The organism is Phytohabitans sp. LZ39, assembly GCF_059359075.1.
The window spans coordinates 110,574-133,858 of the sequence record NZ_JCADBM010000027.1 but is presented as its reverse complement, the minus strand read 5'-3'; the positions used below and the strand labels follow the sequence as shown (position 1 = coordinate 133,858).

General features: G+C 70.7%; 23 protein-coding genes. 9 read left to right on the top strand and 14 right to left on the bottom strand.

Features of this window, described 5'->3' with window-relative positions; all coding sequences use genetic code 11:
• Nucleotides 1-7: 7 nt before the first annotated feature.
• The 7 genes from AC5L36_RS38365 to AC5L36_RS38335 all read right to left on the bottom strand — a co-directional run bounded on the left by AC5L36_RS38365 (nucleotide 8) and on the right by AC5L36_RS38335 (nucleotide 7,059).
• Nucleotides 8-598, bottom strand: a complete 591-nt coding sequence (locus AC5L36_RS38365; RefSeq protein ID WP_441223573.1) for a hypothetical protein — start codon at nucleotides 596-598, stop codon at nucleotides 8-10.
• A 215-nt stretch (nucleotides 599-813) separates the two neighbouring features.
• A complete protein-coding gene (gene speB, locus AC5L36_RS38360; protein WP_441223571.1) occupies nucleotides 814-1,815 on the bottom strand; it encodes an agmatinase in 1,002 nt (333 codons plus the stop codon).
• Nucleotides 1,812-3,014, bottom strand: coding sequence for a saccharopine dehydrogenase family protein (locus AC5L36_RS38355; RefSeq protein WP_441223570.1), 1,203 nt, complete (start codon nucleotides 3,012-3,014; stop codon nucleotides 1,812-1,814). The genes speB and AC5L36_RS38355 overlap by 4 nt, the downstream gene beginning before the upstream one ends.
• Complete coding sequence (locus tag AC5L36_RS38350) at nucleotides 3,014-3,802, bottom strand: ABC transporter permease (protein WP_441223568.1); 789 nt, start codon at nucleotides 3,800-3,802, stop codon at nucleotides 3,014-3,016. Before AC5L36_RS38350 ends, AC5L36_RS38355 begins: the two co-directional genes overlap by 1 nt.
• Before the next feature lies 1 nt (nucleotide 3,803).
• The gene (locus tag AC5L36_RS38345) at nucleotides 3,804-4,715 is read right to left on the bottom strand and encodes an ABC transporter permease (protein ID WP_441223567.1); all 912 of its coding nucleotides are present in this window, start codon (nucleotides 4,713-4,715) and stop codon (nucleotides 3,804-3,806) included.
• Nucleotides 4,712-5,842: an ABC transporter ATP-binding protein gene (locus AC5L36_RS38340; RefSeq protein WP_441223615.1), complete on the bottom strand. Its 1,131-nt coding sequence runs from the start codon at nucleotides 5,840-5,842 to the stop codon at nucleotides 4,712-4,714. The genes AC5L36_RS38345 and AC5L36_RS38340 overlap by 4 nt, the downstream gene beginning before the upstream one ends.
• A gap of 2 nt (nucleotides 5,843-5,844) precedes the next feature.
• Nucleotides 5,845-7,059 carry a polyamine ABC transporter substrate-binding protein gene (locus tag AC5L36_RS38335; protein ID WP_441223566.1) on the bottom strand — a complete coding sequence of 405 codons (1,215 nt, stop codon included), beginning with the start codon at nucleotides 7,057-7,059 and terminating at the stop codon, nucleotides 5,845-5,847.
• A 158-nt stretch (nucleotides 7,060-7,217) separates the two neighbouring features.
• Between AC5L36_RS38335 and AC5L36_RS38330 the strand changes: the two genes are divergently transcribed.
• Nucleotides 7,218-7,703: an Lrp/AsnC family transcriptional regulator gene (locus AC5L36_RS38330; RefSeq protein ID WP_441223564.1), complete on the top strand. Its 486-nt coding sequence runs from the start codon at nucleotides 7,218-7,220 to the stop codon at nucleotides 7,701-7,703.
• Here AC5L36_RS38330 and AC5L36_RS38325 read toward each other — a convergent pair.
• The gene (locus AC5L36_RS38325) at nucleotides 7,700-8,713 is read right to left on the bottom strand and encodes a DUF4331 family protein (RefSeq protein ID WP_441223563.1); all 1,014 of its coding nucleotides are present in this window, start codon (nucleotides 8,711-8,713) and stop codon (nucleotides 7,700-7,702) included. The genes AC5L36_RS38330 and AC5L36_RS38325 overlap by 4 nt on opposite strands.
• 59 nt (nucleotides 8,714-8,772) lie before the next feature.
• Nucleotides 8,773-9,387, bottom strand: coding sequence for a class I SAM-dependent methyltransferase (locus AC5L36_RS38320; protein WP_441223562.1), 615 nt, complete (start codon nucleotides 9,385-9,387; stop codon nucleotides 8,773-8,775).
• Between the two features lie 155 nt (nucleotides 9,388-9,542).
• Between AC5L36_RS38320 and AC5L36_RS38315 the strand changes: the two genes are divergently transcribed.
• Both AC5L36_RS38315 and AC5L36_RS38310 read left to right on the top strand, forming a co-directional pair.
• The gene (locus AC5L36_RS38315) at nucleotides 9,543-10,889 is read left to right on the top strand and encodes an aspartate aminotransferase family protein (protein WP_441223560.1); all 1,347 of its coding nucleotides are present in this window, start codon (nucleotides 9,543-9,545) and stop codon (nucleotides 10,887-10,889) included.
• On the top strand, nucleotides 10,874-12,178 hold the full coding sequence (locus AC5L36_RS38310; protein WP_441223558.1) for an NAD(P)/FAD-dependent oxidoreductase: 1,305 nt from the start codon (nucleotides 10,874-10,876) through the stop codon (nucleotides 12,176-12,178). Before AC5L36_RS38315 ends, AC5L36_RS38310 begins: the two co-directional genes overlap by 16 nt.
• On the opposite strand, the gene AC5L36_RS38305 is transcribed toward AC5L36_RS38310, so the two are convergent.
• Together AC5L36_RS38305 and AC5L36_RS38300 are read right to left on the bottom strand one after the other, a co-directional pair.
• Nucleotides 12,150-12,914, bottom strand: coding sequence for a hypothetical protein (locus AC5L36_RS38305; protein ID WP_441223557.1), 765 nt, complete (start codon nucleotides 12,912-12,914; stop codon nucleotides 12,150-12,152). The two genes, AC5L36_RS38310 and AC5L36_RS38305, sit on opposite strands and share 29 nt — an antisense overlap.
• 5 nt (nucleotides 12,915-12,919) lie before the next feature.
• A complete protein-coding gene (locus tag AC5L36_RS38300; RefSeq protein ID WP_441223555.1) occupies nucleotides 12,920-13,909 on the bottom strand; it encodes an ABC transporter substrate-binding protein in 990 nt (329 codons plus the stop codon).
• A 69-nt stretch (nucleotides 13,910-13,978) separates the two neighbouring features.
• On the opposite strand from AC5L36_RS38300, the gene AC5L36_RS38295 reads away from it, so the two are divergent.
• Together AC5L36_RS38295 and AC5L36_RS38290 are read left to right on the top strand one after the other, a co-directional pair.
• A complete protein-coding gene (locus AC5L36_RS38295; protein ID WP_441223554.1) occupies nucleotides 13,979-15,025 on the top strand; it encodes a FecCD family ABC transporter permease in 1,047 nt (348 codons plus the stop codon).
• Nucleotides 15,022-16,002, top strand: coding sequence for a FecCD family ABC transporter permease (locus tag AC5L36_RS38290; protein WP_441223553.1), 981 nt, complete (start codon nucleotides 15,022-15,024; stop codon nucleotides 16,000-16,002). The genes AC5L36_RS38295 and AC5L36_RS38290 overlap by 4 nt, the downstream gene beginning before the upstream one ends.
• A gap of 8 nt (nucleotides 16,003-16,010) precedes the next feature.
• Here the strand turns inward: AC5L36_RS38290 and AC5L36_RS38285 are convergent, their stop codons facing one another.
• Both AC5L36_RS38285 and AC5L36_RS38280 read right to left on the bottom strand, forming a co-directional pair.
• The gene (locus AC5L36_RS38285) at nucleotides 16,011-17,087 is read right to left on the bottom strand and encodes a hypothetical protein (RefSeq protein ID WP_441223552.1); all 1,077 of its coding nucleotides are present in this window, start codon (nucleotides 17,085-17,087) and stop codon (nucleotides 16,011-16,013) included.
• A gap of 64 nt (nucleotides 17,088-17,151) precedes the next feature.
• Nucleotides 17,152-17,802, bottom strand: coding sequence for a hypothetical protein (locus AC5L36_RS38280; protein WP_441223551.1), 651 nt, complete (start codon nucleotides 17,800-17,802; stop codon nucleotides 17,152-17,154).
• Between the two features lie 53 nt (nucleotides 17,803-17,855).
• Between AC5L36_RS38280 and AC5L36_RS38275 the strand changes: the two genes are divergently transcribed.
• Together AC5L36_RS38275 and AC5L36_RS38270 are read left to right on the top strand one after the other, a co-directional pair.
• Nucleotides 17,856-19,778, top strand: a complete 1,923-nt coding sequence (locus AC5L36_RS38275) for an acetoacetate--CoA ligase (RefSeq protein WP_441223550.1) — start codon at nucleotides 17,856-17,858, stop codon at nucleotides 19,776-19,778.
• Between the two features lie 47 nt (nucleotides 19,779-19,825).
• A complete protein-coding gene (locus AC5L36_RS38270; RefSeq protein ID WP_441223547.1) occupies nucleotides 19,826-20,182 on the top strand; it encodes a hypothetical protein in 357 nt (118 codons plus the stop codon).
• Here AC5L36_RS38270 and AC5L36_RS38265 read toward each other — a convergent pair.
• Nucleotides 20,163-20,846: a TIGR03089 family protein gene (locus AC5L36_RS38265; protein ID WP_441223614.1), complete on the bottom strand. Its 684-nt coding sequence runs from the start codon at nucleotides 20,844-20,846 to the stop codon at nucleotides 20,163-20,165. The genes AC5L36_RS38270 and AC5L36_RS38265 overlap by 20 nt on opposite strands.
• 134 nt (nucleotides 20,847-20,980) lie before the next feature.
• Between AC5L36_RS38265 and AC5L36_RS38260 the strand changes: the two genes are divergently transcribed.
• The gene (locus AC5L36_RS38260) at nucleotides 20,981-22,126 is read left to right on the top strand and encodes a glycosyltransferase family 4 protein (protein WP_441223546.1); all 1,146 of its coding nucleotides are present in this window, start codon (nucleotides 20,981-20,983) and stop codon (nucleotides 22,124-22,126) included.
• Between the two features lie 37 nt (nucleotides 22,127-22,163).
• Nucleotides 22,164-23,264 (top strand): mannose-1-phosphate guanylyltransferase, encoded by a 1,101-nt coding sequence (locus AC5L36_RS38255; RefSeq protein WP_441223545.1) that lies wholly within the window; start codon nucleotides 22,164-22,166, stop codon nucleotides 23,262-23,264.
• The last annotated feature ends 21 nt before the right edge of the window (nucleotides 23,265-23,285 follow it).

Here is a 23,285-nt window from a genome sequence, read left to right as displayed (position 1 = left end):
TCCCTCTTTATCCGTGTGGTTCGGGGTGTGGGACGGGGGTGACCCAGAAGAACTCCCCGTCGGCGTCGTATTCGTAAATCAGCGCGGCGGTGCCCGACTTGAACGTGTCGGTGCCGGTCTGCCGCACCTGGATGATCGCTGAGGAACCGTCGGCGGCGGTAACCTCCGCTTGGCCAAAAGTCTGGCTGACTCGCCCGGTGCGGATGACACACACCGACCCGACGAAGTCGGCGCGGGATGCCTCCGGCCCGCTGGGAAAGAGCCTTTGAAGCGGCTTGACGAGCAGCCGCGTGGCGAACCACGCGACCGCGAGCGCCACGAGCAGAGCGAGGATCGCGAGCAGCAGCACGCCGCCGAAAAGCACAGTGCCGGCAAGGCTGACGAACCAGGCGATCGCGATGAGGAGCGAGGCGGTGACCGCCACCGGCACGCCGGCGAAGCCCATGCCGCCCAACACATCGCCGTCGGCGTCGAAGTCGAGCGCCTCGATGTCGAGCGCGCCGAGCAGCACGAGGATCCAGTAGCCGACGACGACCACCAGGAGGAAAGTGAACAGCACGGCCGGAAAACCGAGCGCCGCGTCCACGAACTCACCCATCGATCCGCGCCCTACCCCCGCTGGCCCCACAAGATTCGGTAGCCAGAATGATGACACGGCTGGTCAAGCCGGTGTGTCCCGGTGTGACACTTCCGCGACGTCCGCCGTGGTCCATGCCGCTGCTCCCGCAGCCTCACCCATCCGCTGTTGGTCGCGCTCACCGCGTCGCTGTCGAGCTGCCCCGCCTGTGCGTCCAGGTCGACGGCCTCAGCGCTCTAGCGGCCGTCGAGCAGGGGCTGGCGGGGGTCCCAGGGCGGGCCTTGGCGGCGGCGGGCGATCGCGGAGAGGGCTTCCAGCACGACGCGGTTGCCGAGGTAGGCGGTGATGTCGGCGTGGTCGTACGGCGGGGACACCTCCACGACGTCGACACCCACGATCGGCAGCTCCAGGCAGCAGCGGCGGACCGCGTCGAGCAGCTGGCGGGCGGTCAGGCCGCCCGGCTCGGGGGTGCCGGTGCCGGGTGCCATCCCGGGGTCGACGACGTCGATGTCCACGGACAGGAATACGCCGTCGCAGTCGTCGACCGCCGTGGCGAATGCCTCGGTCAGGCATTCGTCGAGGCCGCGGGCGACGATTTCGCTCATCTCGTACGAGCGCATGCGCTGCTGGGCCATCCAGTCGAGCACCTCGGGGCCGGGCCAGTAGCCGCGCAGTCCTATTTGGAGGAAGCGGTCACCGCGGACGGCGCCGGACTCTATGAGGCGGCGCATTGGCTGGCCGTGGCCGTAGAGGGAACCGAAGTCGATGTCGGCGGTGTCGGCGTGGGCGTCGAAATGCACCATCGACACGCGGCCGAAGCCTACGTGGCGGGCCACGCCCGTCGCGTCCGGCCGGGCGATCGAGTGGTCGCCGCCCAGCACGATCGGGATCGCGCCGGCGCCGGCGACCGCGGCGACGGCGTCTTCCAAGGCGCGGTGCGCGCGCTCGATGTCGCCGGAGAACATCTCGACGTCGCCGGCGTCGTACACGCGCAGGTCGCGGAGGCCGTCGACGCGCAGAGCGAGGGACGGGCGGGAGCCGTCCTGCGCGAGGTAGCAGGCCTGCCGCATGGCCATCGGGCCGAACCGGGTGCCGGACCTCGCCGACGTGCCGCCGTCGAAAGGCGCGCCCACGATCACGACGTCAGCGTCCGCATAGGACGATTGCTCGCCGAGGTCGCACCTGTCGACGCCGAGGAAAGTCACGTCGGGCCCGTACATCGCGCCGTATCTGGTCATCGCTCTTCCATCCCCCATGGTGAGCCGTATGCCGTCAACAGGTCGAGGAACGGCCGGGCCGGAAACGCCTCCGGGCCCAGCACGCCGGTGCCCGACCAGGTGCCGGCGGCGAGCAACTCGAGCGCGACCACCGGGTTGACGGCGGTCTGCCACACCACGGCCTGGTGGCCGTACTCGCGCATCGACCACTCATTGTCCACCACGTGGTAGAGGTAGACGGCTCGCGGCTCGCCGTTCTTTCCGGTGCCGCGCACCCAGGTGCCGGCACAGGTTTTGCCGCGCATCCGGTCGCCGAGCGTCGCCGGGTCGGGCAGGCACGCGGCGACGACGTCGCGCGGTGCCACCGACACGCCGCCTACGCGAACCGCGTCGGTGCGGTCGAGGCCGAGCTTGTGCAGGGTGCGCAACACCTCGATGAACTCGCTGCCCAGCCCGTACTTGAACGTGACGCGCCCGGCCTTGACCCAGCGCGGGATCAGCAGCACCTCTTCGTGTTCGACGTTGACGCACTCGACGGGGCCGATGCCCGCCGGAAAGTCGAAGACCTCCGGCTCGGAGAACGGCTCGGTCGTATGCCACCCGCTGCCGGCCTCCCAGACCACCGGCGGGTTGAGGCACTCCTCGATGGTGGTCCAGATGGAAAACGAAGGCGCGAAGTCGTAACCCTCCACGACGAGGTTGGCGCCGTCGCGGACGCCGATCTCGTCGATCTCGCTGAAAAGGTCGTCGGCCGCATACCGCGCGAAGACGTCCGACAGCCCCGGCTCGACGCCCATGCCGACGAGCGCCAGCCGGCCGCTCGCCGCCCACCGGTCGGCCTGTGCGAACTGGTCGTCGCCGAGCTTCACGCCGGTCTCGGCGTGCGGCCGCTCGGGATGCGGCTTGGAGAGCGACATCGCCATGTCGACGTAGTCGGCTCCGGCGGCCAGTGCGCCCTCGAAGATGGGCATGACGAACCGCGGGTCGACCGCGTTGAGCACGTGCGTGATGCCGGCGTCCCGGCACAGGGAAGCCACGGAGGAGGCCGACGACGCGTCGACACCCGCGGCGCTGAATCGCCTGTCCATATCGGACACAGCGCGGCGGGCCCGATCAGGGTCGAGATCGGCGACCACCATCGCGTCGAAGAACGAGCGGCGCGCGGCGATGGGTACGGCGGCCGAGCCGACGCCGCCCGCCCCGACGACGAGGACGCGCATCAGGAGGCCTTCCGCCGGCGTACCGACGTGCTGAGCACCAGCAGCAGCGAGACGAGGAACATCGCGGTGCCGACGACGTTTACCTGCGGCGGGATGCCGCGCTGGGCGGCGCCCCACACGTACATCGGGAACGTCACCGTGGTGCCGGAGTTGAAGTTGGTGATGATGAAGTCGTCGAACGACAGCGAGAACGCCAGCAGCGCGGCCGCCACGATGCCCGGGAATACCAGCGGCAGCGTCACCTTGCGGAACGTCTGGAACTCGCTGGCGTACAGGTCCATCGCCGCCTCCTCCAGCCGGCTGTCCAATCCGGACAGTCGTGCCTTCACGGTGACGACGACGAACGAGACGCAGAACATCACGTGCGCGATGACCACCGTCCAGAAGCCGAGCGGGAAGCCGCCGGCCACGAAGAGCGCGAGCAGCGAGGAGCCCATCACCACCTCGGGCGTGGCCATCGGCAGGAAGATGAGCAGGTTTGTCGCGCCGCGGCCACGGAAGCGGTGGCGCACCAGCGCGAACGCCATCAGCGTGCCGAGCACCGTGGCCACCACCGTGGCGATGAAGCCGATCTGCACGCTGCGCACGACCGCGTCGCACATGTCGCCCGGACCGCAGGGGTTGGTCCAGTTGTCCACTGTGAACTTGTTGAAGTCGTACGACAGGCGGCTCGACGGCTCGTTGAAGGAGAGGCCCATGACCACGGCGATGGGCAGGAACAGGTAGGCGAGGACGAGCACTCCCACGCCCATCACCCAGTGGTCGGACAGCCAGCGCCCCAGTTTCATTTCAGAGCACCTCGTCCGTCCCGGCCCGCTTCACGTACACGAAGACCATCGCCAGGATCGCGGCCATCAGGATGAACGAGAGGGCCGCCGCCTGCGGGTAGTCGAGGCGCACCAGGAAGGCCGAGTCGATGACGTTGCCGATCATGTACTGGTTGGGCGTGCCGAGCAGCTCGGCGTTGATGTAGTCGCCCGCCGCGGGGATGAACGTGAGCAGCGTGCCGGCCACCACGCCGGGCATCGACAGCGGGAGCGTCACCTTCGCGAAGGCGCGCAGCGGGCTGGCGTACAGGTCGCTGGCCGCTTCCAGCAGCCGGCCGTCGAGGCGGTCGAGACTCGCGTAGAGCGGCAGCACCATGAACGGCAGGAAGTTGTACGTCAGGCCGAGCACCACCGCCGCCGACGTGGCCAGCAGCCGGCCGTCGGAGCCGAGGATCCCGACGTCGCGGAGCACGCCGACCACCCAGCCGTTGTCCGACAGGATCGTCTTCCAGGCCAGCGTGCGCACCAGGAAGCTGGTGAAGAACGGTGCGATGACGCAGACGAGCATGAGGTTTTTGAAGCGGGTGGCCTTCTGCGCGATCGCGTACGCCAGCGGGTAGCCCAGCAGCAGGCACAGGATCGTCGCGATGCCCGCGTAGACGAGCGAGCGCACGAAGTGGGGCCAGTACGCGGAGAGCGCGTCGGCGTAGTTGCCGAACTCCCACGTCATCGCGTAACCGTCCTGTAGCGACCCGCTCGGGTCGTACAGGCTTGTCGCGCCGAGCTGCACCGCGGGCACGGCGAAGAAGATGGTCAGCCACAGCCCGCCGGGCAGCAGCAGGAGGTACGGCAGGAGCCGCCGCCCTTTCCGCGGCGGCGGTGGCGGTGTCTCATGTGGACCGACTGCGGTGCCGATGTGCCCGACCGCACTCACGGCACCGGCTCCAGCAGCGGTTGGGTGGCGTCGCCGGCACCGGCCTGCCGGCCGAGCAGGAACGCGTGGTCCGGCCGCCAGTACGCCACGACCTGGGCGCCGACCGGCACCTGGGCGAGCACGCCGGCGTTGGAGGCGAAGGCGGATACCTCGGTGCCCCAAGGGGTGCGCACGAGGTACTGCGTGCTGACGCCCACATAGGAGGAATCCGAGACGACCCCGGTCACCCACTGGTGGCCCGCCGGCACCGAGTCGCTGTCTGGCGCCAGGTGGAGCTTCTCCGGGCGTACCCCCAGATAGACATCTCCGTCGACGGCCCGGCAGCGGCCGGCGGGCACGGAGAAGCGCGAACCGTACGCCGATACCAGGATGTCCTGGCCGGAACGGCCGGACACCTCGCCGGCCAGCAGGTTGGACTGGCCGAGGAAGTTGGCGACGAACGGCGTGGACGGAAACTCGTAGATCTCGGCCGGCGCGCCGAGCTGCTCGATGCGACCCGCGTTCATCACCGCGACCGTGTCGGCCATGGTCATGGCCTCCTCCTGGTCGTGCGTGACGTGCACGAAGGTCAGCCCGACCTCGGTCTGGATGCGCTTGAGCTCGATCTGCATCTGCCGCCGCAGCTTGAGGTCGAGCGCGCCGAGCGGCTCGTCCAGCAGGAGCACCTGCGGGTGGTTGATGAGCGCGCGGGCCAGCGCGACCCGCTGCTGCTGGCCGCCGGAGAGCTGGGCCGGGCGGCGCTTGCCGTATCCCTCCAGCTGCACGAGGGCGAGCATCTTCTCGACCTGCGCCCGGATGTCTCCGACGCCGCGCCGCCGGAGGCCGAACGCGACGTTTTCGAAGACGTCCAGGTGTGGGAAGAGCGCGTAGCTCTGGAACACGGTGTTGACCGGCCGCTTGTAGGGCCGCAGCCGGCTGATGTCGCGCCCGCCGAGCAGCACCTTGCCGGTCGTGGGCTCCTCCAGACCGGCCACCATGCGCAACGTGGTGGTCTTGCCGCAGCCCGACGCTCCCAGCAGGGCGAAGAAACCACCCTGCGGGATCGTGAGGCTGAGATCGTCGACGGCGGTGAAGACCCCGAACCGCTTCGTCAGGTTGACCAACTCCAGGTCGCCTTTATCCGCCATCGTCACGCCCCGATTGCCTGCTGGAACTTGGTTGAGTACGACCGCTCCTGCGCCTCGTCGAGCGCCATGAACACCTTCGTCTTGTTGAGCGTCGCGTCGTCGGGGAAGATCAGCGGATTTTTCGCCAGCTCGGGGTCGAGGTCGGTGATCTTCTCCTGGGCGCCCTGCACGGGGCAGATGTAGTTGACGTAGGCGGCCAGCTCGGCGGCCACGCTCGGCTCGTAGTAGTAGTCCATCAGCTTCTCGGCGTTCGCCTTGTGGGCCGCCTTGTTGGGGATCAGCATGTTGTCCGACCAGAGCATGAGGCCGGAGTCGGGCGCCACGAACTTGATCTTGTCGTTGTCGCCCTGTAGCTGGATCACGTCGCCGGACCAGCCGATGCACGCGGCGATGTCACCCTTGGCCAGGTCGGTGGAGTAGTCGTTGCCGGTGAACCTGCGGATCTGACCGGAGGCGATCGCCTTCTTGAGCTTCTCCAGCGCGTCGTCGAACTGCGCCTCGGTGAAGTTGCTCGGGTCGTGCCCGTTCGACAGCAGCACCAGGCCCATCGTGTCGCGCATCTCGGTCAGGCAGGTGACCTTGCCCTTGAGGTCGGCGCGGGTGAGCAGCTCGTCGATCGAGCGCACCTCCTTGGTCACCGCGCCGTTGTAGGCGATGCCGGTGAGACCGGACTGCCACGGCACCGCGTACTCGTTGTTCTTGTCGAACGGGCGGGCGCGCAGCGAGCGCAGGAGGTTGGCCTGCACGTTGGGCAGGTTGCCCTTGTTGAGCTTTTGGAGCCAGCCGAGGCGGATGACCCGGCCGGCCATCCAGTCGGTGAGGACGAAGATGTCGCGGCCGGTGGACTGGCAGCCGGAGAGCTGGTTTTGCACCTTGCCGAAGAACTCGTCGTTGTCGTTGACGTCCTCGGTGTAGGTGACCTGGATGCCGGTGCTCTCCTGGAACGCGATCAGCGTGGGGCGCTTGGACTCATCCTTCTCATCGACGTCCATATATTGTGGCCAGTTGGAGAAGGCAAGTTTCTTGTCCGTGCTGGAGGTGTCTTCGCTGACGCAGCTCTCCTCGGACTGCTTGGTGCCCTCGGTGCCGCAGGCGGTGAGGAGGCCACCGGCGGTGACGAACGCGCCCGACGCCATCGCACCCCGGACGAGGGTGCGCCGTGAGAACCTGGTGGCCGACAGCACGGCCCTGGCTTCGGGTGACAGGGGGCTATTCATGGGGCGCATGTGCGGCTCCAGAGTGGTTCGCGAGAATGCTTCGTACGATCCGACGCCTGATCCTGGCATGATGTATGCCGCGTCACAAGGATTCCGTTGCGGATGAGCCAATTCGCAACGAAATACGAACGAAACAGTGCGCTTGGAGGAGGGGTTGGATGGCGAAGCCGCGGTACGCGGTGGGCGACGGCGCGGCCCACGCCCTTCTCGATGACGTCGGCAAGCAGATCATCGAGCAGCTTCAGGAGGATGGACGGCGCCCGTACGCCACGATCGGCAAGGCGGTAGGGCTCTCCGAGGCCGCCGTGCGACAGCGCGTGCAGCGGCTCCTCGACGCCGGGGTGATGCAGATCGTGGCGGTGACCGACCCGCTCCAGCTGGGCTTTCCCCGCCAGGCCATGATCGGCCTCCGCACCACGGGCGACCTGGACGCGATCGCCGACCGGCTCGCCGAGCTGGAGGAGCTCGACTACGTCGTGATCACGGCCGGCTCGTTCGACCTGCTCACCGAGGTGGTCTGCCGCAACGACGACCACCTGCTGGAGATCATCAGCCGGCTACGGAAGGTCGAGGGCGTGGTCTCCACCGAGGCGTTCGTCTACCTCAAGCTCCGGAAGCAGACATACAGCTGGGGTACGGCTTAACCGGGCACGACGTACGGAAACCGGTCCTGGCGCTGGTCGGCCGCGGTCGACGGGCCCAGACCCGAAGGCGTCGCCTTGCCGAGGATCAGCGAAAACATCGCCTCGGGGGCGTTGTCCGCCAATGTCCGCCCGTTGATGCCGAAGCTCGCCGGAGTGCCGACCATGTAGGACAGCACGTCGGGAAAGAGCCGCCGCGCCACCAGGGCGCCGTAGCCCTGCGGGTCCGCCGAGGTGCCGTTCGCGGCCACCACGGCGCCGACCTTCTCGGCGATGTACTTGCCGTCCGCGTCGAAGTCCTCGGCCGGGTGACGGTCGTTCGCCGGGTTGGCGAAGTCGGTGTCGTCCGGCCAGAAGATCGGCCACATCATCGGGTGCCCGAACCTGTTGATCTGGCGCCACCCACCAGCGTCGGTGGCCAGCTTGGTGGCACACCAGACACCGGTCGAGGCGCCCGGCCGCAGACGCGGGTGGTCGTGTGTCACCTCTAGCACGATCGAGCAGACCGTCGTGCCGGCGAAGCTGTTCTTGGCTCCGGCCGCGGCCCACGACGTGAGGTCGACGGGCGCGCCGTCCCGGACGGCCGCGTTGATCACGTCGAGCTGGTCGAGGTCGACGTAGAAGGGGTCTTGGACGCGTCCCGCCCACACCCGCAGCGATCCCTGTTCGGCCGCCTCACCGGTGCGGCCCCGGGCCACGGGGATGCCGGGCGTGCCGTCGTCGTTGGCGGCGGCACCGGTGAGCTCGTACACCGTGTAGCTCGGGCGACCGTCGGCGTCCGGCCCGTCGAACGCGAACCGGTAGGTCAGCGCCTCCACGTCCGCCCCGTCGAAGTGGACCTTGAACTCGTACCGGCCCTCGGGGTGGAACCCGGGCGTGATGTCGGGGCCCGTGATGGTCGAGTTGACGTCCATCACGAACGTCGTGGCTCCCTCGCTCCCGAAGACGTACATGTCGTCGATGTACAGCCGGCCGTTCTGGCGCGCCAGTGGGGTGTCGAGGTGATGCGACATGGCTCGAAGCTATCCACGGAGGGGCCACCTCCACCTCGTTCGCCGGGGATGAGCGGCGGCTACGCCGCCCGCGGGCGGCGGGCGTGGTAGACCAGCGCGGGTGGCACGTTGCGCCAGACCGTGCGCCCGACGACGACCTCCTCGAATGCCGCGCGCAGGGCCGACCGGAGCCGGCGGGCCGGAGGTGCCCAGAGGGTGTGGACGTACGCGAAGGTCGTGAACGCACCGCCCGGGGCGATCACCCGCCGCACCGCGTCCAGCACGCTGCCCTGCCGCCCCGCCGAGAACGCCGCCCAGGGCAGCCCGCTCACGATCGCGTCGGCCCGGCCGAGGCCGCGCTCGTCCAGCAGGTCCCGCAGGCGCGCGGCGTCGGAGACGGCGACGTCCACGCCGGGGTACCGGTCCGCGAGCCGGCCGGCGAAGACGGGGTTGAGCTCCACCGCGAGGTGGTGGCCACGGCCGCCGAGCCGCCGCTGGATGACATCGGTGAACGCGCCCGTACCCGGTCCGAGCTCGACCACCACCGGGTCGCCGCCCTCGGGGACGGTCGCGCAGATGTGGCGGGCCAGGACGGCGGAGCTCGGGGCTATCGCGCCCACCGAGAGAGGGGCGCGGGCGAACTCGCGGAAGAAGCGCAACGCATCGTCGGTCACGCCGCCAAGTCTCGTGATCACCCGGACCGTCACCCTCCTCCGCCCGGACCGGGCGCCGGCCAGTAGGAGGAGATTGTGGTCAACGCGGGGAGTAGGTCAACGAAATCCGTTGCGTCTGGTTTATCGAGTGACGGATTCGCTTGCCTGAGCCCCCAACTTTGTGCGGTAATCGTGGCATGGGCAACGCAACCGATCATCTCTGGATGCATTTCACCCGCATGGGCGGCTACCGCGACGGCGAGGTGCCGACGATCGTCCGCGGTGAGGGTGCCTACGTGTGGGACGCCCAAGGCCGCCGCTACCTCGACGGCCTCGCCGGCCTCTTCGTCGTGAACGCCGGCCACGGGCGCACCGAGCTTGCCGAGGCCTCCGCCAAGCAGGCCGCCGAGCTGGCGTTCTTTCCGCTGTGGTCGTACGCGCACCCGACCGCGATCGAGCTGGCCGAGCGGATCGCCGCGCTCACGCCGGGCGACCTCGACCGGGTCTTCTTCACCACCGGCGGCGCGGAGGCGGTCGAGGCGGCGTGGAAGCTTGCCCGCGCCTACTACAAGCGGGTCGGCAAGCCCACCAAGCACAAGGTGGTGAGCCGGTACATCGCGTACCACGGCACGTCGATGGGCGCGCTGTCGATCACTGGCCTGCCCGGCATCAAGAGCGACTTCGAGCCGCTGGTGCCCGGCGGCATCAAGGTGCCCAACACCAACTTCTACCGCGCGCCGGAGCACGGCGACGACATCGAGGCGTTCGGGCGGTGGGCGGCCGACGAGATCGCCCGCGCCATCGAGCGGGAGGGGCCGGACACCGTCGCGGCCGTCTTCCTGGAGCCGGTGCAGAACTCCGGCGGCTGCTTCCCGCCGCCGCCCGGCTACTTCCAGCGGGTACGCGAGATCTGCGACGAGTACGACGTGCTACTCGTGTCCGACGAGGTGATCTGCGCCTGGGGCCGCCTCGGCGAGTACTTCGGCGCGGTGCGGTACGGCTACCAGCCGGACATCATCACCACCGCCAAGGGACTCACCTCCGGCTACTCGCCGCTCGGGGCGATGATCGCCTCCGACCGGCTGATCGAGCCGTTCCTCGCCGAGACCGGCATGTTCGCCCACGGCGTGACCTTCGGCGGCCACCCGGTCTCCTGCGCGGTGGCGCTGGCCAACCTCGACATCTTCGCCCGCGAAGACCTCACCGGGCACGTCCGCGCCAACGAGGCCGCGTTTCGCGCCACGCTGGAGAAGCTCAACGACCTGCCGATCGTCGGCGAGGTGCGGGGCGACGGTTACTTCTACGGCATCGAGCTGGTCAAGGACAAGGCCACCCGGGCCACGTTCGACGACGACGAGTCCGAGCGGCTGCTGCGCGGCTTCCTCTCCACCGCCCTCTTCCAGGCCGGGCTCTACTGCCGGGCCGACGACCGGGGCGATCCCGTGGTGCAGCTGGCACCGCCGCTGATCGCCGGGCAGGAGCAGTTCGACGAGATGGAGCAGATCCTGCGCGCCGTCCTGGGCGAGGCATGGCTACGTCTCTGAAGGCGGGCAGCCTCTGGATGTCCACCGTGGACGACGATCTGACGCCGAGACCGGCGCTGGACGGCTCACTCGTGGCCGACGTCGCGATCGTCGGCGCCGGCTACACCGGCCTGTGGACGGCCTACTACCTGGCGGCGGCCGAGCCGTCGCTGCGCATCGTGGTGCTGGAGAAGGAGTTCGCCGGGTACGGCGCGTCCGGGCGCAACGGCGGCTGGTGCTCGGCGCTCTTCCCCACTCCGGAGCGGCTGATGGCCCGCCGCCACGGCAAGCAGGCCGTGGTGGCCATGCGGCAGACGATGAACTCCACTGTGGACGAGGTGGGGCGCGTCGCCGCGGCGGAGGGCATCGACTGCCACTGGAGCAAGGGCGGCACCGTGGCGGTCGCCCGCACGCCCGCCCAGTTGCGCCGCGCCCGTGCTGCCGTCGAGGAGGACGAGGACCTCGTCCTCCTCGGCGCGGAGGAGGCGGTGAAGCGGTGCGGCGCCACGAACGTGCTCGGTGGCGTTTACACCCCGCACTGCGCCGCGATCCACCCGGCCCGGCTGGTGCGTGGCCTGGCCCGCGCGGTGGAGCGGCGGGGCGTCACCATCTACGAGGGCACGCCGGTCGTCGGGCTGCGCAAGGGTGCGGCCGACACCCCGGTCGGTACCGTGCGGGCCCCGGTCGTGGTCCGCGCGACGGAGGCGTACACGCCGGCGCTGCCCGGCGCCCGCCGCGCGATCGCGCCGGTGTACTCGCTGATGATCTCCACGCCTCCGCTGCCCGACGACTTCTGGGCCACCGCCGGGCTGGCCGAGCGGGAGACGTTCGCCGACTTCCGCCGGCTCATCATCTACGGGCAGCGCACGGCGGACGGGCGGCTGGCATTCGGCGGGCGCGGTGCGCCGTACCACTTCGGGTCGAAGACGAGCGCGGAGTACGACAACGAGCCGCGCGTCTTCGCCGCCCTGCACCGGGCACTGGTCGAGCTCTTCCCCGCGCTCGCCGGCGTGCCGGCCACGCACAGCTGGGGCGGTCCGGTCGGTGTCACGAGCGACTGGTCCGCCTCCGTGGGGCTCGACCGGGACACCGGGCTGGCGTGGGCCGGCGGCTACGTCGGCGACGGCGTCGGCACGACGAACCTCGCCGGCCGTACGCTTGCCGACCTGATACTCGGCGTGGAGAGCGAGCTGACGTCGCTCCCCTGGGTAGGGCACAAGTCTCCACGCTGGCCCCCGGAGCCGCTGCGGTGGATGGGCATCAACGCGGTCCGAAAGCTCGTCACATGGGCTGACGCAGCCAGGTTGTGATCTGGTCGTGCCGGGTCTCGTCATCGAGCTTGGGGCAGACCCGCTCGCAGTGCTCCAGACCCGGGCGCTTGTAGGCGAGGCAACACGCGGAGGAGAGCGGCACCGAGCCCACCCACCGCCGCCGCACCGCCAGCGGCCCGGCGCCGGCGCTGGCGAGCAGCCGCTCCGCCTCGGCGGCGGCGGTGTACGCCGGGACCGGCGGCAGCTCACCGGCGAACGCGCTCATCACGGTGTCGGCGACGAGCGCCCAGGCCGTGCGGCGGCCGAGCCGCGACACGCCGCGCAGCGTGTCGACGACGGGAGTGGACAGGGCGAGAATCGTGCCCAGCAGCTGGCCTTCCATTGTGGACGTGACCTCGACGCCCGGCGCACCGGCCAGGGGATCCCCCGGCCGCACGGCGAGCACGGGCGCACCGACCGCCAGCGCGTTGAACCAGCCGCCCTCGTCCACGCGGAGGGCGGTGCCGTCCATTGTGAGCAGTGGCAGCCGCCGCTCCCGCTGGTACGCGTAGACGAGCAGCCGGACGAACGAACCCGTTACCCAGCCGGCCATGTGCGTCGCCGCGGTCTCCGGCGGGCAGCCCGACGACGCGACGAACGCCCGCATCTGCGTGGCCAGCACGCCGCCGTCCGCGTGCAGCTCGCGGAGTGTGTACCAGCCGTCGCCCGCCCGCCCGGTCGCCGCCGGCGGGTAGCCGTCCGCGGCGTTGTAGCGCTCCAGGAGGTCGGGCAGCACGGCGGTCAGGCCACGGTTTTGAACGTGCTCAGCTTGCCGGTCAGGTCGCGCAGCGCCTTGCCGAACGCCGCCCACGTGGAGGGCGTTTCCGGGTTCCACGCGACAGCCTGGTTGGCCTTGATGGCCGGCAGGTTCGCCACCGTCGGGTACCGGGCCAGGTCGGTCGTGAAGTATGACGGGTTGCGCGAGTCGTAGAGCAACACGTCCATCGGGTACTTGCCGGCCTGCTCCCAAGAGAGCACCTCCCAATGCGGCTCGTTCGCCGGCACGGCGGGTTGTACGAAGTTGACGCCGAGGTTCTGCATGTACGCCAGGTCGGAGAAGATCTTCGCGTTGCCGAGGTAGAGGTTTTCCTTGTTGCCGCTGACAAACGCCACCTGCAGGCCGGGCTTGGCCTTGACCGTTTCGCCGAACGCCGCGCCGGCCGCCTCGAACTCCGCCTTGGCGCCGGTGACCGCGGTGGCGTTCAGGTCGGCGCCGAGCGAGCCGGCCAGCTCGGCGAAGCGGCCGATCACCTTGTCGACCGGCACCTCGAACTGGTTGATGCCGACGCTCGGGCAGAGCGGCTCGATCTTGGCGACCGCGTCCTCCGGCACGTACCAGAGCTGGTCCTTGGTCTGCATCGGCGCGACCAGCAGGTCAGGGGTGAGTGACGCGAGCTTCTCGATGTTGAAGTCGCCCCAGGTCTGGCCCACCCACTGTGCGGAGTTGACGTCGACGTTGCCCTTGAGCACGTCGCTGTTCTTCGCGTCGCCCCAGATGCCGACCGGGCGGATGCCGAAGTCCCAGAGCGTCGCGGCGGCGCTGATCTGCGCGACGACCTTCGTGGGGCGGCTGTCGCGGGTCGCCTTCTTGCCGCGGTCGTCGGTGAACTCCCACGGCCCGCCGCCAGCACCCGCCGGCGCACCGCTTTCGTCCTCGCCACCACACCCGGCCAGCACGAACAGCGCCGCGCCACCGCCGATCAACAGCCGCCGCCGACTCAGTCCGCTCACGTGCCACCCTCCTGCTTGAACTAAGGGCAGGCTAAGCTAACCGGCACCGGAATGTCGAGGAGGGATCTTGTGACCGTGACCGCAGCCGCTGGCGTGTCCAAAGCCGGCGTCCGCGCGCGGCCGGCACTCGCCCTCGGTCTGGCCGCGGCCGGCGCCGTCCTGGTCGTCACCGCGCTGCTGTCCATCGCGATCGGCTCGAAGTCGATCCCGCTCGGCACGGTGTTCGACGCGCTCCTGCACTACGACGCACGGATCGACGACCACGTGGTCGTCCGTGACCTGCGGGTGCCGCGCACGCTGCTCGGCCTCGTGGTCGGTGCCGCGCTGGGGCTCGGCGGCGCGCTGATCCAGGCACTCACCCGCAACCCGCTGGCCGACCCGGGCATCCTCGGCATCAACGAGGGCGCCGGGCTCGGCGTGCTCGTGGCGATCGGCATCGCGGGACTGACCAGCCCGTGGGCGTACGTGTGGTTCGCGTTCGCCGGCGCGGCGGTCAGCGCAACGCTCGTGTACGCGGTCGGCGCCCGCGGCCGTGAGGGAGCCAGCCCGGTCCGGCTCGTGCTGGCGGGCATCGCGTTCACGTACGTGCTGCACGCGATCGGCCGGGCCATCCTGCTCACCGACTCGGCCACCTTCGACCGCTGGCGCAGCTGGATGGTCGGCTCGCTGGCCAGCGCCGACCCGGCCGTGATCGTGGCCGTGCTGCCGTTCATCGCGGGCGGCGCGGCGATCGCGCTCGGCCTGACCCCGTCGCTCAACGCGCTCGCACTGGGCGAGGAGGCGGGCCAGGCACTGGGCGTCCACCGAGGCCGGACGCGGGTGCTCGGCGCGGTGGCGGTCACGGTGCTCTGCGGCGCGGCGACCGCGGCGGCCGGGCCGATCGCGTTTCTCGGGCTGATGGTCCCCTACGCCGCCCGCATGATCACCGGACCGGACTACCGCTGGCTCGTGCCGTACTCCCTGGTGCTCGCGCCGATCCTGCTGCTCCTCTCGGACATCGTGGGCCGGGTGGTGGCCCGACCCAGCGAGGTCGGCGTCGGCGTGGTGACCGCCGCGCTCGGCGCGCCGATGCTGATCGTGCTGGTCCGCCGCCGCGGAAGGCTTCCCCGGCTGTGAAGCGCTCGTTCGCGGTCGGTCTGGCGCTGCTCGGCACCTGCGCGCTCGTCGCCGTCGTCGCCCTCGGCACGGGCGACTACCCGATCTCGCCGGCCGGCGTGGTGCGGACACTGGTGGGGCGGGGCAACCCGGCGGCCGAGTACATCGTCATCGACCTGCGGCTGCCCCGGGTGCTGACCGCGCTGGCGGTGGGCGCGGCGTTCGGCGCGAGCGGGGCGATCTTCCAGAGCATCACCCGCAACCCGCTGGGCAGCCCGGACGTCATCGGCTTCACCGCCGGCGCGAGCGTGGGCGCGCTCATCATGATCATCCTGGTTGGCGGCGGCCTGGTCGAGATCGCCTCCGGCGCCGTGCTGGGCGGGGCGCTCGCCGCCGTCGCGGTCTACCTGCTCGCCTACCGGCGCGGCACGCAGGGGTACCGGCTGGTGATCATCGGGGTGGCCGTGCAGGCACTGCTCACCGCGATGACCACGTACCTGCTGGCCCGCGCCAACATCTTCGACTCCCAGCGCGCCGCTCTCTGGATCATGGGCAGCCTGAACGCCCGGGGCTGGGCACACGCGGCCGTGGCCGGCGGTGCGCTCGTGGTACTGCTGCCGGTCGTCCTGATCCTGCACCGGCGCACTCTCGTGCTCGAGATGGGTGACGAGACCGCGCGCTCGCTCGGCGTCTCCGTGGAACGGGTACGCCTGGCGCTGATCGCCGCGGCGGTGGGCCTGGCCGCGGTGGGCACCGCGTGCGCCGGGCCGATCGCGTTCGTCGCGCTGGCCGCGCCGCAGCTGGCCCGGCGGCTCACCCGGGCCACCGGTCCCAACCCGCTGCCGTCGGCCGCGATGGGCGCCGCGCTGCTGCTCGCCAGCGACCTCGTCGCGCAGCGGGCGCTCGCGCCGACCCAGCTCCCGGTCGGCGTGGTGACCGCCGCGCTGGGCGGCATGTACCTGATCTGGCTGCTCGGCTGGCGCCGCCAGGCCGCGTGACGGGTCCGTCAGCGCGCGGGCTGGGTGGCTTCCGGGTCGTCGAGGTCGTCGTCTTCTGGCTTACGGGCGCCGGGCGGCGTGATCGGCGGCGGCGTCGGAGCGGACCAGGCCGGCCTCGGGTAGGCGTCCTTCGGGGGCGGACCCTTCAGGAGCTGGGTGGCCTCCGTGTCCTGCTGCGCACCGAGCCGCGTCGTGGTCTGGTCACCGCCCGGCGGGATGGCGGTCGTGGGCGATGTCGGGATCCGAGTCGTCGGAGCCTCGGCCGGCGGCGCGGGCGGGGCGACCGTCGGTGACGTCGGGATGCGCGTCGTCGGAGCTTCGGCCGGCGGCGCGGGCGGGGCGACCGTCGGCGATGCCGGGATGCGCGTCGTCGGGGCCTCGGGCGGCGGCTGGCTGAGCCGCGTCGTCGTCTCCTGCTCGGCCGGCGGTGGCGGCGTCTGCGCCGGGATCCGCTGGACGGGCGCGGCCATCGGCGGTGCGGGCGGCGCGCTCGACGGCGGCGCGGACGACGGGAAAGCCGTCGTCGGCGCACCCGAAGGCGGCGGCGCGAGGTAGCCCGGCGTAGCGGCGAACGTGGGCTGCGGGGCGTAGGCGCCACCCGGCGGCACCGCGCCCGGGGGCATCCCGGCGGCGGGCATCGGGTACGGCGCGGGAGCGGCCGGCGTCGCGGCGGCCGGGTGGGCGTAGCGCCGCCAGCGGCGTGGGCTCAGCAGCGTGGCGAGCAGCGGCACGGCGAGCATGGCCGAGTACCCGAGCGCGGGGAACGTCAGGGCGAAGTCACCGTCGCGCAGGTCGGTGGGCATCGTGTCGAAGTAGGACTCCGGGTCGAACGCCGCCCAGGACGCGAGCGCGAGGAAGATCAGCCCGATGAGAGCCGGCCCGATCGGGGAAAGCCGTGCCATCGTCAGCAGCGCGTACAGCCCGCCGGCCGCCAACAGCGCGAGCAGGCCGAGCAGGATCTCGATCTCGAACCCGCCGAGCAGCTGCGCCCGCGCCTTGTTGACCTCGGTCAGGCCGTAGCCCGTGCCGACCCAGATCAGCGGCGCCAGAAACAGCGACAGCAGGAGCGAACCCGCGTGGCGCATGTGCCCTCCCCATCATCATCCGCAGGGGCACCGTACCCCCCGGGAGCAAGCCCCTGAACTGGCGCTACTTGGCGTCGGTGCCCTTGCTCGCCCCGGCGGGAGGCGCCGACCACGGAGTGCTACCGGAGGGCCGGTTGGGCACGGTCGGCGTCTCGTCGGATTGCGTATCAAAAGCGTTTCCCGCGCTAAAAGCGTTGAAGGAGGACGTCGCCGGCGGCACGGTGATCAGGTCGGGCAGCGTGTCCGGCTCGTCCTTCGGTGTGAACGGCTCGGGCGCGTATCCGCTCGCCAGGGGCCACCGCCGCCACCGCTGGACGCTGAACGTGGCGATCACCAGCAGCGCGCCGAGCAGCAGGAGCGTGCCGTTGTCGAGCGGCACCAGAAGCGGGATATCCCGATCGATGACCTCCCAGCCGTCCGGCACCGCGTCACGAACGGCGATCGGGTCGGCGAAGAGCGCGGCGTACGGCGCGATCAGCAGCAGCCCGGCGACCAGCGGGCCCAGCGGCGAGAAACGCAGCGTGCCGATCACACCGAGGAGGATGCCGGCCACCGCCAGATATACGGCCGGCTCGATGAGGTCCAGGGTGTCGAACCGGCCGGCCTCCGCCCATCTGGCCACCGTGCTGGACGAGCCGGACTGGCCCATGGAGACGAGCACCCAGGTAAGCGGCGCGGCGACCACGCCGGCAAGCAAACTCCATAGATGTCGCATGCGCGCACCGTACCGGTTTCGCCGCTCGCGCGGCAGGCGGGCAAGATGTTCGGATGAGCGCGGGCACAGTGTTGTGGACGCCGCCGGCCGACGTGCGGGACAGCTCCCGGATCGGGGATTACCTGCGCTGGCTGCGCGAGCACCGTGGGTTGGACTTCGCCGGGTACGCCGACCTGTGGCAGTGGTCGGTCGACGATCTGCCGGGCTTCTGGCGGTCGATCTGGGACTACTTCGACGTCAAGGCGTACGACCAGCCGACCGCCGTCCTGGACGAGCCCGTGATGCCCGGCGCCCGCTGGTTTCCCGGCGCCACCCTCAACTACGCCGAGCACGTGCTGCGGATGCCGGGGTTGGGTCCGGACGACCCGGTCGTAATCGCGTACTCGCAGACCCGCGAGCCGGTCACGCTCACCAAGGCACAGCTGCGCGAGCAGGTGCGGCGGGCGCGGGCCGAGCTGCGCCGGCTCGGCGTCGGGCGCGGTGACCGGGTCGCGGCGTACGCCCCGAACATCCCCGAGACGTACGTGCTGATGCTCGCCACGGCCAGCCTCGGCGCGACCTTCTCGTCGTGCGCGCCGGAGTTCGGCACCCGCAGCGTGGTCGACCGGTGGCAGCAGATCGAGCCGGTCGTGCTGGTCGCGGTCGACGGCTACAGGTACGGCGACAAGGCGATCGACCGCCGCGCCGAGGTGGCCGCGATCCAGGAGGCGCTGCCGTCGCTGCGCCATACGATCACGCTGCCCTACCTGCATCCCCAGCGACACGAGTGGCCCGAGACGGACGAGGAGCTCACCTTCGAGCCGGTCCCCTTCGACCACCCGCTGTACGTGCTCTACTCCTCCGGCACGACCGGGCTGCCCAAGCCGATCGTGCACGGCCACGGTGGCATCCTCGTCGAGCACCTCAAGATGCTCGCCCTGCACCACGACCTCGGTCCGGGCGACCGGTTCTTCTGGTTCACCACCACCGGCTGGATGATGTGGAACTTCCTCGTCTCCGGCCCGGCGGTCGGCGCCGCGATCGTCATGTTCGACGGAAATCCCGGGCACCCGGACCTCGGCGCGCTCTGGCGGATGGCCGAGGAGGCCGGCGTCACGTACTTCGGCACCAGCGCGCCGTTTCTCCTCGCCTGCCGCAAGGCGGGGCTCACCCCGCGGGCGGGCGCCAAGCTGCGCGCGATCGGCTCGACCGGCGCGCCGCTGCCGCCCGAGGGTTTCGCCTGGGTGTACGAGGTGTTCGGCCCCGACATCCAGCTTCAGTCCCTGTCCGGCGGCACCGACGTGTGCACGGGGTTCATCGGCGGCGCACCGCTCGTCCCGGTGTACGAGGGCGAGCTGTCCTGCCGCTGTCTCGGCGCGCGCGTGGAGGCGTACGACCCGGCCGGCAAGCCGGTGACAGACCAGCTCGGCGAGTTGGTGATCACCGCGCCGATGCCGAGCATGCCGGTCGGCTTCTGGGGTGACGCGGACGGCAGCCGCTATCGCGAGGCGTACTTCGACGTCTTCCCCGGCGTGTGGCGGCACGGCGACTGGATCACGATCAGCGAGCGGGGCACCTGCGTGATCACCGGCCGCTCCGACGCCACGCTCAACCGCGGCGGAGTCCGGCTCGGCACCGCGGAGTTCTACTCGGTGGTCGAGGGGCTGGACGAGGTCGTCGACTCGGTGGTCGTACACATCGACGGCGAGGGCCAGGGCGAGCTGCTGCTCTTCGTGGTGCTGGCCGGCGACCGCGAGCTCGACGACGAGCTGCGCGGCCGGATCGCCCGCGAGCTGCGTACCGCGCTGTCGCCGCGGCACATCCCTGACGAGATCCATCAGGTACGGGCGGTGCCGCGCACGCTCAGCGCGAAGAAGCTGGAGGTACCGGTGAAGCGGATCCTCACCGGTACACCCATCCAGCAGGCCGCCGCGACCGGCGCGCTCGCCAACCCGGAATCCTTGGAGGAGTTCCGACGTTTCGCTCGAAAGCACTGACCACTCAGTCAGCAACCGGCTCGTGAGGCCACAGCGTCTCATTGGCCATGAGCGCGTACCTGCGGCTGACCGTCACCGACACGCTTGGCGTGTGGGTCGACGGCAACCACGCGTTCAACCCGCTGGCCAAGGTCACCCGCACCTGCTGGTACAGGGTGCCCACCGACTGGGTGGTCGACGGCGCGCTCGCGCCCGGCCGGCGCGACCGGCTCGTCGACGCGCTCTACGGACCGGGGTGGCGCGAGGGCAACGCGGACGGCTCCCGCTACGTGCTCCTCGAGGTCGACGAGAAGGTGCTCGACGAGCGTGAGGTGCGTTCGCGGCCATGGCTGAGCGACCGGGCCGGCTTCTACGTCTGGACGGCCGAAAACGCGTTTCGCGAGGTCATACCAGCCGAGTTGTGACTTTTTCGGCCGCCACCCGGTCGTCGACCTTGGCCGGGTCGAGCGCGCCGCAGAGCACCAGCGTCGCGCCACCGGCGAGCGGGGCCAGCAGCCAGTCGAGCGGGTCCGGGTGCCTCGCGGCGTCGACCAGCACCCGGTCGCCAGCGTTCAGCCCCAGCTCCGCCGCACGCACGGCCGCGCGCTCCACGAGGTCGCGGTCGCTTTGATCCGGGTACGGCGTGAAGTGGTCTCCGAAAGTGCGCACTTCGGCCACGTAATCCACAAAACCGGACGGCACTGTCCGCATCGGCAGGGCCATCGGCGCGAGCCCGAGCACGAACCGCTCGCTCGCGCCCCATCCCGCCGCGTCATTCACCCGATCGGCCGACGCGAAGATGACATCGACGGGAATTTTTTCATCCGCGACGTCGAGTCCCGCCGCCCAGCAGCCGAGGAGCACCGCCGCGGTCTGCCAGTGCGGTGGCAGCAGCAGCGCGGCCCGGTCGCCCTGATCCAGCCCCAGGCCGTCTACCAGCAGGTTCGCCGTCTTGGAGACCCAGTTGTCGAGCGTGGCGCCGGAGAGTTCGGTGCGGTCGCCGGTCGCGTCGTCGTACCAGGTGAGCAGTGGTCGGGCCGGATCCTCAGCGGCCGCGGTGGCAAAGCGTTCGATCACAATGCCGGACAGTACTCACTCCTGACTCACTCACTTTGGGAAAAGTCTTACCGTCGCGTCGCAGACAACGATGGCTCAACCGTGCGGCGTAGGCTTTACGTACGTGTTGTTGAACACAACCACAGAGCATCTCAAGGAGTCGCCCAGTGACCTCCGGTAGTCCGCCCCGCGTGCTCGTCGACGCCACGAGTGTTCCCGGCGACCGGGGCGGCGTCGGCAGATACGTCGATGGGCTGCTCGGCGCTGTCGCCAAGGTGATCGGCTCCGGGCTGGAGCTTGCCGTCGTCGCCCTCCGCACCGATGCGGAGCGCTACGCGCGGATGCTGCCGGCCGCCGAGGTGATCCCCGCCCCCGCCGCCGTGGCCCACCGCCCCGCCCGCCTGGCCTGGGAGCAGACCGGGCTGCCGCTGCTGGCCCAGCAGGTCGGCGCCGAGGTGCTGCACTCGCCGTTCTACACCTGCCCGCTGCGCGCCGGCTGCCCGGTGACGGTGACCGTCCACGACGCGACGTTCTTCACCGAGCCTGAGCACTACGACAAGTCCCGCCGCACGTTCTTCCGCAGTGCGATCAAGACCGCGCTGCGCCGGGCCGAGCGGGTGATCGTGCCGAGCAAGGCCACGCGTGACGAGCTGATCCGCCTGCTCGACGCCGACCCCACCCGCATCGACGTGGCCTACCACGGGGTCGACCACGCCGCGTTCCACCCGCCGACCGACGAGGAAAAGGCCCGGGTGCGTGCCCGCCTCGGCCTCGGCGGCAGCGGCTACGTGGCGTTCCTCGGTGCCAAGGAGCCGCGTAAGAACGTGCCCAACCTGATCCGCGGCTGGGCCCAGGCGGTGCGCGACCGCACCGACCCGCCCGCGCTGGTGATCGCCGGCGGCCAAGGGCACGACGACGACATCGACCGCGCGGTCGCCGAGGTGCCGGCCCACCTCCGCCTGCTCCGCCCCGGTTACCTGCGCTACGCCGACCTGCCCGGCTTCCTCGGCGGCGCGCTCGTCGCGGCCTACCCGTCCTACGGCGAGGGCTTCGGCCTGCCGATCCTGGAGGCGATGGCCTGTGCGACGCCGGTGCTGACCACGCCGCGCCTGTCACTGCCCGAGGTCGGTGGCGACGCGGTGGCGTACACGAGCGAAGATCCGGTCCAGATCGGGGCCGACCTCGCCGCGCTCCTGGACGACGAGGCCCGCCGGTTGGCGCTGGCCAAGGCCGGTTTCGACCGGGCCAAGGAGTTCACCTGGGAGTCGAGCGCCGAGGTGCACGTCGCCGCGTGGAGCCGCGCCGCCGCCTGAGCGGTAGGTCGTAACTCACAGCAGGCATGATGGGCTGATGCTCTTCGCCGTCATTCCGGCGGGAGGCAGCGGCACAAGGTTGTGGCCGCTGTCCCGCGCCGGTCACCCTAAGTTTCTGCATCCGCTCACCGGCACGGCCGCCTCGCTGCTCCAGGCGACGGTCGAGCGGCTGGCGCCGCTGACCACCCCGGAGCGGACATTGGTGGTGACCGGCGTGTCCCACGCCGCGGCCGTCGCCCGGCAGCTCACCGGGGTACCCGAGGAAAACATCCTGATCGAGCCGTCGCCGCGCGACTCCTGCGCGGCGATCGCCCTGGCCGCCGCGGTGATCGCGCGCCGCGAGCCGGAGGCGGTCATGGGCTCGTTCGCGGCCGACCACCTCATCGGCGATCCGGACGGATACGTGGCGACGGTGCGCCGCGCGGTGGAGGGCGCCGAGCAGGGCCTCCTGATGACCGTGGGCATCATGCCCACCCGCCCGGAGACGGGATACGGCTACCTCCAGTGCGGCGGTGGCGTCGGCGACGGCCCGATCCGCGTGGTCGAGGAGTTCAAGGAAAAGCCGGCCTACGACGTGGCGGTCTCCTATGTGGAGTCCGGCCGCTACTTCTGGAACGCCAGCATGTTCGTGTGGCGGGTCGACGCGTTCCTCGCCGAGCTCGCCCGCCAGCAGCCGGAGATGCACGCCGGGCTTCAGCGCATCGCCGACGCGTGGGAGACGCCGGCCCGCGAAGAGGTGCTCGCCGACGTCTGGCCGACCCTGCCGAAGATCTCCGTCGACTACGCGGTGATGGAGGGCGCGGCCGCGGCCGGGCTCGTCGGCACCGTGCCCGGCGACTTCGGGTGGAACGACGTCGGCGACTTCCACACGCTCGGTGACGTGCTCCCCGCCGACCCGGCCGGAAACGTCGTCGTGGGCGCCGACCCGACCGAAGACAAGCCGGGTGTGCTGCTCCGCGACTCCAGCGGCCTCGTGGTGGTGCCGCAGTCCGGCCGGCTGGTGGCCACGCTCGGCGTACGCGACCTGATCGTCGTGGACACCCCGGACGCGGTGCTCGTCTGCCCCCGCGACCGCGCCCAGGACGTGAAGAAGCTCGTCGACGACCTCAAGAAACGTGGCGACGACAGCTACGTTTGATCATGAGTGGGAGTCGGGCGT